General features: G+C 40.8%; 7 protein-coding genes, 2 tRNA genes and 3 rRNA genes. 3 read left to right on the top strand and 9 right to left on the bottom strand.

The features are described from left to right. Positions 1-9: 9 nt before the first annotated feature. The 6 genes from rrf to tyrS all read right to left on the bottom strand — a co-directional run bounded on the left by rrf (position 10) and on the right by tyrS (position 7635). Positions 10-124, bottom strand: a 5S ribosomal RNA gene (rrf, locus tag AC5YC8_RS12050). Positions 125-319: 195 nt separating this feature from the next. Then, positions 320-3210, bottom strand: a 23S ribosomal RNA gene (locus AC5YC8_RS12055). Positions 3211-3546: 336 nt separating this feature from the next. Further along, positions 3547-3622 (bottom strand) — tRNA-Ala (locus tag AC5YC8_RS12060). 60 nt (positions 3623-3682) lie between these two features. Continuing rightward, positions 3683-3759: transfer RNA gene (locus tag AC5YC8_RS12065), tRNA-Ile, on the bottom strand. A gap of 61 nt (positions 3760-3820) precedes the next feature. Next, positions 3821-5358: ribosomal RNA gene (locus AC5YC8_RS12070) — 16S ribosomal RNA — on the bottom strand. Together the 16S, 23S and 5S rRNA genes with 2 tRNA genes alongside form the textbook arrangement of a ribosomal RNA operon. Positions 5359-6420: 1062 nt before the next feature. Continuing rightward, positions 6421-7635 carry a tyrosine--tRNA ligase gene (gene tyrS / locus AC5YC8_RS12075; RefSeq protein ID WP_496164698.1) on the bottom strand — a complete coding sequence of 405 codons (1215 nt, stop codon included), beginning with the start codon at positions 7633-7635 and terminating at the stop codon, positions 6421-6423. 81 nt (positions 7636-7716) lie between these two features. Here tyrS and AC5YC8_RS12080 point away from each other — a divergent pair, with 81 nt between their 5' ends. Further along, the gene (locus AC5YC8_RS12080; RefSeq protein ID WP_496118936.1) at positions 7717-8844 is read left to right on the top strand and encodes an anhydro-N-acetylmuramic acid kinase; all 1128 of its coding nucleotides are present in this window, start codon (positions 7717-7719) and stop codon (positions 8842-8844) included. Positions 8845-8903: 59 nt separating this feature from the next. After that, positions 8904-9623: a methyltransferase domain-containing protein gene (locus AC5YC8_RS12085; protein WP_496118938.1), complete on the top strand. Its 720-nt coding sequence runs from the start codon at positions 8904-8906 to the stop codon at positions 9621-9623. A gap of 37 nt (positions 9624-9660) precedes the next feature. Here AC5YC8_RS12085 and AC5YC8_RS12090 read toward each other — a convergent pair whose 3' ends face one another. Together AC5YC8_RS12090 and AC5YC8_RS12095 are read right to left on the bottom strand one after the other, a co-directional pair. After that, on the bottom strand, positions 9661-9963 hold the full coding sequence (locus AC5YC8_RS12090; RefSeq protein WP_496164699.1) for a monooxygenase: 303 nt from the start codon (positions 9961-9963) through the stop codon (positions 9661-9663). Positions 9964-9984: 21 nt separating this feature from the next. Continuing rightward, positions 9985-10716, bottom strand: coding sequence for a DsbA family protein (locus AC5YC8_RS12095; protein ID WP_496164700.1), 732 nt, complete (start codon positions 10714-10716; stop codon positions 9985-9987). A gap of 103 nt (positions 10717-10819) precedes the next feature. Between AC5YC8_RS12095 and AC5YC8_RS12100 the strand changes: the two genes are divergently transcribed. Beyond that, positions 10820-11758, top strand: a complete 939-nt coding sequence (locus AC5YC8_RS12100; RefSeq protein ID WP_496164701.1) for a LysR family transcriptional regulator — start codon at positions 10820-10822, stop codon at positions 11756-11758. A 53-nt stretch (positions 11759-11811) separates the two neighbouring features. Here the strand turns inward: AC5YC8_RS12100 and erpA are convergent, their stop codons facing one another. After that, complete coding sequence (gene erpA, locus AC5YC8_RS12105) at positions 11812-12147, bottom strand: iron-sulfur cluster insertion protein ErpA (RefSeq protein ID WP_496164702.1); 336 nt, start codon at positions 12145-12147, stop codon at positions 11812-11814. Between the last annotated feature and the right edge of the window lie 51 nt (positions 12148-12198).

The raw sequence follows: 12198 nt of genomic DNA on the forward strand, positions 1-12198 counted from the left end.
GAATTAATGAGCTGGCGATGACTTACTCTCACATGGGTAACCCCACACTACCATCAGCGCTAAGAGGTTTCACTTCTGAGTTCGGGAAGGGATCAGGTGGTTCACTCTTGCTATTGTCGCCAGCACAACTGTTTATGGACTTATTCGGGTCTTATTTACATCAAATGATGTATGCCTTACTTCGTACCAAATAGAATTCATTAACAGATTATTTGAGTTAAAGTATAAGTTCTAGCGTATTCTGAATCAAGATCAGTCAGTGTTGACTGTTTGGTTTTGAATCGATTTCAGCTTTATACAACAACTGTTTGGGTGTTGTATAGTCAAGCCTCACGAGCAATTAGTATTGGTCAGCTTCACATATCACTATGCTTCCACATCCAACCTATCAACGTCGTAGTCTTCAACGGCTCTTTAGAGGAATAAATTCCTAGGGAAATCTTATCTTGAGGTAGGCTTCCCGCTTAGATGCTTTCAGCGGTTATCCCTTCCGAACATAGCTACCCGGCGATGCGACTGGCGTCACAACCGGTACACCAGAGGTTCGTCCACTCTGGTCCTCTCGTACTAGGAGCAGATCCTCTCAAATTTCCAACGCCCACGGTAGATAGGGACCGAACTGTCTCACGACGTTCTAAACCCAGCTCGCGTACCTCTTTAAATGGCGAACAGCCATACCCTTGGGACCTGCTTCAGCCCCAGGATGAGATGAGCCGACATCGAGGTGCCAAACACCGCCGTCGATATGAACTCTTGGGCGGTATCAGCCTGTTATCCCCAGAGTACCTTTTATCCGTTGAGCGATGGCCCTTCCATACAGAACCACCGGATCACTAAGACCTACTTTCGTACCTGCTCGACTTGTGGGTCTCGCAGTTAAGCGCGCTTTTGCCTTTATACTCTACGCGTGATTTCCGACCACGCTGAGCGCACCTTCGTACTCCTCCGTTACTCTTTAGGAGGAGACCGCCCCAGTCAAACTACCCACCAGACATGGTCCTCGCTCCAGATTATGGAGCAGAGTTAGAACCTCAATATTACCAGGGTGGTATTTCAAGATTGGCTCCACCGAAACTAGCGTCTCGGTTTCAAAGCCTCCCACCTATCCTACACAAGTAAGATCAAAGTTCAATGTCAAGCTGCAGTAAAGGTTCACGGGGTCTTTCCGTCTAGCCGCGGGTACACCGCATCTTCACGGCGAATTCGATTTCACTGAGTCTCTGCTGGAGACAGCGCCCCCATCATTATGCCATTCGTGCAGGTCGGAACTTACCCGACAAGGAATTTCGCTACCTTAGGACCGTTATAGTTACGGCCGCCGTTTACTGGGGCTTCGATCAAGAGCTTCGCTTACGCTAACCCCATCAATTAACCTTCCAGCACCGGGCAGGCATCACACCCTATACGTCCACTTTCGTGTTTGCAGAGTGCTATGTTTTTAATAAACAGTTGCAGGGGCCTGGTTTCTGTGGCTGTCAATAGCTCAGGAAGCAAGTTCCATCACCGTCAACAGCGTACCTTCTCCCGAAGTTACGGTACCATTTTGCCTAGTTCCTTCAGCAGAGTTCTCTCAAGCGCTTTGGTCTACTCGACCTGACCACCTGTGTCGGTTTCGGGTACGATTCCAGTGTAACTGAAGCTTAGAGACTTTTCCTGGAAGTATGGTATCAGCCACTTCGCTAGTAAACTAGCTTGCTATCAGATCTCAGCATAGAGCACCCCGGATTTGCCTAAGATGCATGCCTACTTCCTTCCACCTGGACAACCAACGCCAGGCTGACTTAACCTTCTCCGTCCTCTCATCGCATTACACTGAAGTATTGGAATATTAACCAATTTCCCATCGACTACGCCTCTCGGCCTCGCCTTAGGGGTCGACTCACCCAGCCCCGATTAACGTTGGACTGGAACCCTTGGTCTTTCAGCGTGCGAGTTTTTCACTCGCATTGTCGTTACTCACGTCAGCATTCGCACTTCTGATACCTCCAGCATGCTTCTCAACACACCTTCATCGGCTTACAGAACGCTCCCCTACCACTTGCAATAAATTGCAAATCCGCAGCTTCGGCATATAGTTTTAGCCCCGTTACATCTTCCGCGCAGGCCGACTCGACTAGTGAGCTATTACGCTTTCTTTAAAGGGTGGCTGCTTCTAAGCCAACCTCCTAGCTGTCTATGCCTTCCCACATCGTTTCCCACTTAACTATAATTTTGGGGCCTTAGCTGGCGGTCTGGATTGTTTTCCTCTTGACTACGGACGTTAGCACCCGCAGTCTGTCTCCCGGATAGTACTCATTGGTATTCGGAGTTTGCATCGGTTTGGTAAGTCGGGATGACCCCCTAGCCGAAACAGTGCTCTACCCCCAATGGTATTCGTCCGAGGCGCTACCTAAATAGCTTTCGGGGAGAACCAGCTATCACCGAGTTTGATTAGCCTTTCACCCCTATCCACAAGTCATCCCCTGGCTTTTCAACGACAGTGGGTTCGGTCCTCCAGTTAGTGTTACCCAACCTTCAACCTGCTCATGGATAGATCACCCGGTTTCGGGTCTATACCCAGCAACTAAACGCCCTATTAAGACTCGATTTCTCTACGGCTCCCCTATACGGTTAACCTCGCTACTGAATATAAGTCGCTGACCCATTATACAAAAGGTACGCAGTCACCGAACAAGTCGGCTCCCACTGCTTGTATGCATGCGGTTTCAGGATCTATTTCACTCCCCTCACAGGGGTTCTTTTCGCCTTTCCCTCACGGTACTGGTTCACTATCGGTCAGTCAGGAGTATTTAGCCTTGGAGGATGGTCCCCCCATATTCAGACAAGGTTTCACGTGCCTCGCCCTACTCGACATCATCATATAAGCCCTTTCGTGTACAGGACTATCACCCACTATGGTTGCACTTCCCAGAGCATTCCACTAGAACTTATATGACTTAATGGGCTGTTCCCCGTTCGCTCGCCGCTACTGAGGGAATCTCAATTGATTTCTTTTCCTAAGGGTACTGAGATGTTTCACTTCCCCTCGTTCGCCTCATAAACCTATGTATTCAGTTTATGATACCTACCTTATGGTAAGTGGGTTTCCCCATTCAGAAATCTCCGGATCACAGGATATTTGCCGCCTCCCCGGAGCTTATCGCAGGCTATTACGTCTTTCATCGCCTCTGACTGCCAAGGCATCCACCACATGCACTTAATTACTTGACTATACAACCCCAAACAGTCGTTAACCCTTACAAGTTAGGTTAGCAACAGAGCTTGTCTTACGACTTGCTCATACAGTTGGCGTCTTGTGCATTTAAGCACCGTACAGCTTCAATTAGATTCATATACCAAAACGCTTGATTCAGTTAATTTCGCTAGTACTCATTCTTTCTTTCGATTGAATGAGCATGAACAAATTATTTCAACTCAAATATATTCTGTTAATGATTAATCTAGCCTTCGTCAGGTCTAGACGCTGTGATAAATCACAGAACTTAATAAACAAGATCTTCGATCTCTTTTACTAAATTCTATAATCTAGCAACTTATCTTAATGTATGGTGGAGACTAGGAGAGTCGAACTCCTGACCTCCTGCGTGCAAAGCAGGCGCTCTACCAACTAAGCTAAGTCCCCAGCTTATCATATAGATTCGATGTCTCTGTGTTCTGTACTAATTGCTTAGGTAATCAGATTTGGTGGGTCTGACAAGACTTGAACTTGTGACCCCACGCTTATCAAGCGTGTGCTCTAACCAACTGAGCTACAGACCCTCAGATACATCTTCATGAAGAACAACTTGTTGTGGATTCTTACCAATCGTCAATCTTTCGTTAAGGAGGTGATCCAGCCGCAGGTTCCCCTACGGCTACCTTGTTACGACTTCACCCCAGTCGTCGGCCACACCGTGGTAAGCGTCCTCCTTGCGGTTAGACTACCTACTTCTGGTGCAACAAACTCCCATGGTGTGACGGGCGGTGTGTACAAGGCCCGGGAACGTATTCACCGCGGCATTCTGATCCGCGATTACTAGCGATTCCGACTTCACGCAGTCGAGTTGCAGACTGCGATCCGGACTACGATCGGCTTTTTGAGATTAGCATCCTCTCGCGAGGTAGCAACCCTTTGTACCGACCATTGTAGCACGTGTGTAGCCCTGGTCGTAAGGGCCATGATGACTTGACGTCGTCCCCGCCTTCCTCCAGTTTGTCACTGGCAGTATCCTTAAAGTTCCCACCCGAAGTGCTGGCAAATAAGGAAAAGGGTTGCGCTCGTTGCGGGACTTAACCCAACATCTCACGACACGAGCTGACGACAGCCATGCAGCACCTGTATGTAAGCTCCCGAAGGCACCAATCCATCTCTGGAAAGTTCTTACTATGTCAAGACCAGGTAAGGTTCTTCGCGTTGCATCGAATTAAACCACATGCTCCACCGCTTGTGCGGGCCCCCGTCAATTCATTTGAGTTTTAGTCTTGCGACCGTACTCCCCAGGCGGTCTACTTATCGCGTTAGCTGCGCCACTAAAGCCTCAAAGGCCCCAACGGCTAGTAGACATCGTTTACGGCATGGACTACCAGGGTATCTAATCCTGTTTGCTCCCCATGCTTTCGTACCTCAGCGTCAGTATTAGGCCAGATGGCTGCCTTCGCCATCGGTATTCCTCCAGATCTCTACGCATTTCACCGCTACACCTGGAATTCTACCATCCTCTCCCATACTCTAGCTTCCCAGTATCGAATGCAATTCCTAAGTTAAGCTCAGGGATTTCACATCCGACTTAAAAAGCCGCCTACGTACGCTTTACGCCCAGTAAATCCGATTAACGCTCGCACCCTCTGTATTACCGCGGCTGCTGGCACAGAGTTAGCCGGTGCTTATTCTGCGAGTAACGTCCAAGCATCTAGAGTATTAATCTAGAGCTCCTCCTCCTCGCTTAAAGTGCTTTACAACCAAAAGGCCTTCTTCACACACGCGGCATGGCTGGATCAGGGTTCCCCCCATTGTCCAATATTCCCCACTGCTGCCTCCCGTAGGAGTCTGGGCCGTGTCTCAGTCCCAGTGTGGCGGATCATCCTCTCAGACCCGCTACAGATCGTCGCCTTGGTAGGCCTTTACCCCACCAACTAGCTAATCTGACTTAGGCTCATCTATTAGCGCAAGGTCCGAAGATCCCCTGCTTTCCCCCGTAGGGCGTATGCGGTATTAGCAGCCGTTTCCAACTGTTGTCCCCCACTAATAGGCAGATTCCTAAGCATTACTCACCCGTCCGCCGCTAGAAATCAGTAGCAAGCTACCTATTCCCGCTCGACTTGCATGTGTTAAGCCTGCCGCCAGCGTTCAATCTGAGCCATGATCAAACTCTTCAGTTTAAAATCAGTAGTACCTTTAAAGGGTACCAATCTTGGCTCATCAATTTTCTGACAAATATTTCTCAAATAAACTTCGAGTAATTTCTACCATTAAATCAATGAAAATAATTTCGATTGATCAATCAGTAAAAATCCACACAAGTTGTTCTTCATAATCTCTTAATGATCTTTCTAACACCTCGTCAGTGCTAGAAGCTGGACTTCGATAAACTTAACAACTCAGCACTTCGTGCTTCGTTCGTTTCCGTCTATCTCGTCGGTATGGGGTGCATTCTAGAGCATTTCAGAATCATTGCAACCCCTATTTAGCAATATTTTCCACGTATGTATTATTTTTCGGCAAAAAATAGCATTTTTTTGTTTTTCTAGCTATTTATTGTACGTTTTAAGCGAAAAAAATGATTTTATTTTGAAATTTATTTTCATCTTTCAGATTATTTCCTGCATTCTTTTCCCATATATCTAATTCAATTTTCAAATTTCATGTCCTTTTCTACATTTTTTTATATAGCAATCATAAATTATCTAGTTTTCTTTATATGAAGGTGTTTATTTACCTCTTTAAAGAAGTTTTCTTTTCTATAAATAAAGTTAATATCCCAAATAGTTGCATTTGTGCTTTTATTATTGAAAATTTAAAGATAGTCGCGAATAAATAAGTTGGTTGCAGATAGAAAATGCTTATTAATAGAGGTTAAGTCATAAATTTTGGATAAAAAAAAGAAAGAGATCTCTCCCAAAATCTCTCCCTATAGTTGAATCTGTTTAGGATTCATTCCATTGTTATTGTAGTTATTGGTAATAAGCTATCTCTAAGGGATAGAGATTAACTTAATGTAAAAATATTTTATATTTACCCTCTAGATGCTCTTTTACAAAAAATTCTAGACATCTAGAGCTTAAACATCCCTTTCATTAAAATCAACACCTATAGGTAAATTTAAGTGTCTTTTTTATAAGGTTTTTTTGAATTTAGTTATTCAAAATACAAATATAAACAAAAATAAAGCAGACCTTTAGTCTGCTTTATTTTCAATAGCTTAAATACAATAGTGCTGTTAATTAGTCCGTAAATGTTACTTTCGCAATCGCTTTTTTACTCGCTTGGACAATTAAAGTTACATTTTCTTTTACTGAATAAGTTGTATCAACACCATTCCAGTCAACTTTTACAGCACCACGTCCTAAAGCATCTTTCGCTTGTGCAGAGTTTTTAACTAAACCAGCTTCACGTAAAATAGACGTAATAAAAACTTCACCACCAAATTCAGATAATGAAATTGTCACTTCAGGCGTTCCTTCAGGTAGTTCACCTTCAGTAATTAAATTACCTGCACCTTTATGTGCATTTTCGGCAGCTTCCGCCCCATGGAAACGCTCTACCAATTCAAGTGCAAGAATCTTCTTCACTTCTTGTGGATTACGACCTTCAGCCACTTCTTTTAGTAACTGCTGAATTTCTTCAACAGATTTAAAGCTTAATAAATCGAAATAACGTTCAATTAATGAGTCTGGCATTGAAAGTACTTTTTGGTACATTGCACCTGGTGCATCAAACACACCAATATAGTTACCTAAAGATTTAGACATTTTATTTACGCCATCTAAACCTTCAAGAATTGGCACAGTAATACATACTTGCGCTTCTTGGTTATAACGACCCTGAAGTGTACGACCCATTAACAAGTTAAAGGTTTGGTCTGTACCACCAAGCTCTACGTCTGCTTCCAAAGCAATTGAGTCATAACCTTGTACCAATGGATACAAGAATTCATGAATTGCGATAGGTTGATGATTGTTATAACGCTTTGTAAAGTCATCACGCTCTAACATACGTGCAACAGTCTGTTGTGATGCAAGTTGAATTAAATCTGCAGCAGATTTTTCTGCAAACCATTCAGAGTTAAAAACAACTTTTGTTTTATTTGGATCAAGAATTTTAAAGACTTGCTCTTGATAAGTCTTTGCATTTTCTAAAACTTGCTCACGTGATAACGGCGGACGCGTAGCACTTTTCCCAGAAGGATCGCCAATCATCGCAGTATAGTCACCAATTAAGAACAATACTTCATGACCCAAGTCTTGAAATACTTTTAACTTATTAATAAGTACAGTATGACCTAAGTGCAGGTCTGGTGCCGTAGGATCAAAACCCGCCTTTACTTTTAAAGGACGGTTCTCTTTAAGTTTCTTTAACAGATCCTCTTCAGAGATAATTTCGTGAGTGCCTCGTTGGATGAGGGCGAGTTGTTCTTCAGCTGGCAGGAAATTTGACATCACAAAACCCAAATACGTCAGTTATTCAATTTGTGCGATATACTAACATTTTTTCAGCACATTGCAGGCTTAAGAATAATCATGACAGCGATCTATATTGGGGTAATGACTGGCACAAGCATGGATGGTGTCGATATTGTTGCTGCTTCTTTTGATCCATTACAACTACATGCCACGCTTACATTGCCATTTGATCCAGATTTACGTGATGAATTAATGGCACTGACATTGCCCGATGACAACGAAATTGATCGTATGGGGAAAGCAGATGTAGCACTTGCAACCATGATTGGTCATGGCATTAACACACTTATTCAAGAAAATAATTTAGATAAAACTCAAATTAAAGCCATTGGCTCACATGGGCAAACCATCCGCCATAGACCTGAACATGGGTTTACCTTACAAATTGGCGATCCAAATATTATTACTGAAATTACGCAAATTCCTGTTATTTCAGATTTTCGTCGTCGTGATATGGCAGCAGGCGGACAAGGTGCACCATTGGTTCCTGCCTTTCACCAAGCATTATTCCAACATGAAAGTATTCATCGTGTCATTCTAAACTTAGGTGGTATTGCCAATGTCAGCATGCTACCTGCAAATCGCCCTGAAGATATTTATGGTTTTGATACAGGACCTGCAAATATTTTAATGGATGCATGGTGTCATCGTTATACAGGTCAGCCATACGATGAAAATGGCAATTGGGCTGCTTACGGCAATGCAATTCGAAGCTTATTAGACCGTTTACAAGCACATGAATTTTTTTCTAAAGAGCCACCAAAAAGTACAGGTCGTGAAGACTTTAATTTGGAATGGTTAGATGAGCAAATTTTAGATTGGCGTAGCAGTTTAGAATACGATGAACTTGAAGATACACCTGAAAATATCCAAGCAACTTTAATGAAGTTGACTACACGTGCCATTAAAAAAGCGATTTATCGTTCAGATATGCCAACAGGTGAAGTGTATGTCTGTGGTGGTGGTGCATATAACTCACATTTGCTTGAGCAACTTCGCTGGCGTTTAAGAAAACATGAATGGACTGTGCAAACCACAGCTGATTTAGGATTAAGTCCTACATGGGTTGAAGCAACAGCCTTTGCATGGCTTGCAATGCGTTTTGTTAATAAACTCAGTGGGAATTTACCTAGTGTGACAGGTGCAAAAGGTTATTGTATGCTTGGAGTAATGACTGCTGTATAATTTTTTTAAAGGCTCACGCTATTCACTCTTGTGAGCCAATAATAAGATTTAGGCAAAAAATGAAAAACATTATAAATGAATACAAGCTCATACAAAATTTAGTAAAAACAACACAAGTTCCACGTGGAACTTCTGCTTCTCCCAAAGAACTATTTGCACATATCTTTGATGATAATTCTCAAGTTATTCAAGTCTTAGATATTGGCTTTGGTGATGGCAGTCTAGGCCGTTTAATTAAAAATTATATACCCACATCCCACTGGTCTGTAGACGGTGTAGATGGCTTTGAACCAAATTGTAATAATGAGGTTTTATTTAATGATAAAATTTACCGAAATATTTGGCATGGTCTTGCTCAAGATATTCCCTCTGAACAATTCAAAGCATACGATCTTATTTGTTTGTTAGATATTATTGAACATTTAGATGTTGAAACAGCAAAATCTTTATTAAAAGAACTTTTATCATCAATGAAAGATGATGCTTACTTGTTTATCAGCACGCCTTTATGGTTTTATCCTCAAGATGCCATACAAGAAGGTGATTTAGAGGAACATTTAATTGGCGTCCCTGCCACATCAATGATGGCTCTTATTCCCAAAATATATTCTATTAATGAACCATTGATTGGTGGCTTTATCTTAGGAAAATTAAGCTTGGATTATATTGATTTTTTTCAACCAACAAACAATAAAAATTTTAGTTACGAACAAGGATTAAACATCCTAAATATTATTAATTGCCAATATAAACCAGGTGAATATATAAAAATTTGGTAATTCAAATTAATTTTTTATTGAATTACCTTATTTTTTATTACAAAGGAGCTCGGTTTAAATACGATAGCTGTTGATTAACATGAAATATTTTATAGCGGATTTGATGAATTCCATTTTCATTTAGACGCTTTTCATGCTTTTCAATATATTGCTGAGCATCTACAGGATTAGTAAATAAATAGATGCCTCCTGCTTCATTTAAACTTTGGTTTTCAGTCCAAATCTTCCAAATCAGACCTCTTTCCAATGCAATTGATTCAGCTAATGGTTTCATAACTTGCTCCATATCAGAGCCCCAAGGTCCCTGATATGGAAAATCAACTTGTAAAATATATGACATCTCAATTTACCAAATACTTAACTAGAAATCGTGTGCTACAGACTCATTAATGGACTTGACCAGGCTTTCAAATGATAAATTCCCTGAACCAATTACCGTCACCTCTGCACCTTTACGAATAGCAAAACTTGGAAAACCCCTCACTCCCCAACTACGATTAAGTTTGAACTCCTCATAAGTTGCTTTTTTTGTGTCTGCTAAATTAAATTTTTTAGCAAAAATCTCAAAATCCAATGCCAATTTTTCACAAATGCTTTTATAAAATTCAAGTTCGTTAGGATCTTCACCATCTACATAAAATTTGTATTGGATTGTTGAAAAGAATGCCAATAATTGTTCATCATTTGAATCTGAGTCTTTCCATAAATCTCGTGCTATATGAACTGCTCGAGCAGATGGCTCAGTATCATAATTAAAATGCTCACGCTCTAATAATTTATTAGTAAATGGTTGTTGAGTTGCATCCGCAATATTTTTCCATTCTTTACGTAAAAAATTTCTAAAATCTTCCGTCCATTCATCTCCACCCCCAGGACGTAAACCACCTGTAATAACCGAAAATTCCATCCCTTTTTCGATAGCATACTTTCTTGCTTGTTGAATAGTTTTTGAGGCTCCCCAACACCATGAACACATTGGATCACCAATATAGATCAGCCCTAAATCTGTTTTTGTATGCTTTACAACAGTTTCACCTGCTTCTAATTCTGGAACTGAACATGTTCCAGTTTCTAAATCACAATTCATTGTCATTGCTCTACCCTCAATATTTCGTTCAAATAATCAATACAATTGATCGTTTGACATAAATTAGCTGTTCTATAATGATGTGCATAGACAATAAAAATGAAAGGTCGTGTTCGAAAATATGAACAGCTTGCCCTACTCCATAGATGACTTATATTGGTTTGTATTAATTGCAGAAGCAGGTAGTTTATCGGCAGCAGCAAAACGATATGATATTGCAAAATCGACGTTATCAAATCGGTTATCACGCCTTGAAAGTATTTTAGAAATTAAATTATTAAACCGAAATACCAATGCGTCATCACTTACTGATGCAGGAAAATTATTTCTCAAAGAAATATCTCCTATCTTTCAACAAATCGAAACCATTACCCATGATTTATCTAATTTAGAAATAGAGCCTAAAGGAAAAATTAGGATTGCAGCATCTGGAACTTTTGGAAAATTAGTGATTTTGCCACTTATTTCTGAATTTCTTAGTCAATATTCACAAGTTGAAATTGATATCGACTTAAATGACAAAAAAGTTGATTTGGTGGCTGAAGGTTTCGATCTTGCTATTCGTATTGGTCATTTAGCTGACTCTAATTTATATGCTCAACATGTCGGCACTGTAAGACGTATTTTATGTGCAAGTTCACAATATGTAGAACAACACGGAATCCCCACTGAACCAGAGCAACTAAAAGATCATAGATTAATTTTTCATACTCGAAATTTAAATAAAATTACATTAATAAAAGATCAACAAACCAAGCAAGTTCAAATTCACAGTCGCTTAACTGTCACACCATTTGAACATGCATTAACAGCAGTAGAGTCCAATTTAGGTATTGCAGCAGTCGCTGAAATTCAAATTACTGCATTATTAGAACAAAAGAGCTTCATACATATTTTGCCTGATTGGCTCTTATCTCAAGAAGATGTTTTTATTGTTACGCCAAGTCGGCAATATAGAACACTTGCTTTAAGATTATGCTTGGAGTTTCTTAAAAACAAAATTCCTAAGCAAATTGATTCTTTAAAAATACATACAATTAAAAATTAAAGACCAAATACAAAAAAGCCCTCACAAGAGGGCTTTTTATTCTTATATCTATTTTAGATAGAAAAAGAAGAACCACAACCACACGTTGTTGTCGCATTTGGGTTTTGAACCACAAAACGAGAACCTTCTAAACCTTCTAAATAATCTACAACAGACCCTACTAAATATTGATAACTTAAAGAGTCTACAAGCATTTTTACATCGCCATTTAAAAACTCAGCGTCATCTTCATTTTGGCTTTCTGCAAAGTTAAAACCATAAGAGAAGCCAGAACAACCGCCACCCGTTACATAAACACGTAGCATTAAATCTTGGTTCCCTTCACTGTCACGCAATTGGCGTACTTTATTTGCAGCGCTATCGGTGAGCTCAAGTACTTGGGCAGTCATGTGGGATTCCTCAATACAATTCAAACGTCTTTTATAAAAAGACTATAACTA

The organism is Acinetobacter sp. FY731 (assembly GCF_059515905.1).

Excerpts from the sequence above, each read along its gene's own strand:
- erpA (WP_496164702.1), bottom strand. The coding sequence starts at position 12,147 with ATGACTGCCCAAGTACTTGAGCTCACCGATAGCGCTGCAAATAAAGTA.
- AC5YC8_RS12095 (WP_496164700.1), bottom strand. The coding sequence starts at position 10,716 with ATGACAATGAATTGTGATTTAGAAACTGGAACATGTTCAGTTCCAGAA.
- AC5YC8_RS12080 (WP_496118936.1), top strand. The coding sequence starts at position 7,717 with ATGACAGCGATCTATATTGGGGTAATGACTGGCACAAGCATGGATGGT.
- tyrS (WP_496164698.1), bottom strand. The coding sequence starts at position 7,635 with ATGTCAAATTTCCTGCCAGCTGAAGAACAACTCGCCCTCATCCAACGA.
- AC5YC8_RS12090 (WP_496164699.1), bottom strand. The coding sequence starts at position 9,963 with ATGTCATATATTTTACAAGTTGATTTTCCATATCAGGGACCTTGGGGC.
- AC5YC8_RS12085 (WP_496118938.1), top strand. The coding sequence starts at position 8,904 with ATGAAAAACATTATAAATGAATACAAGCTCATACAAAATTTAGTAAAA.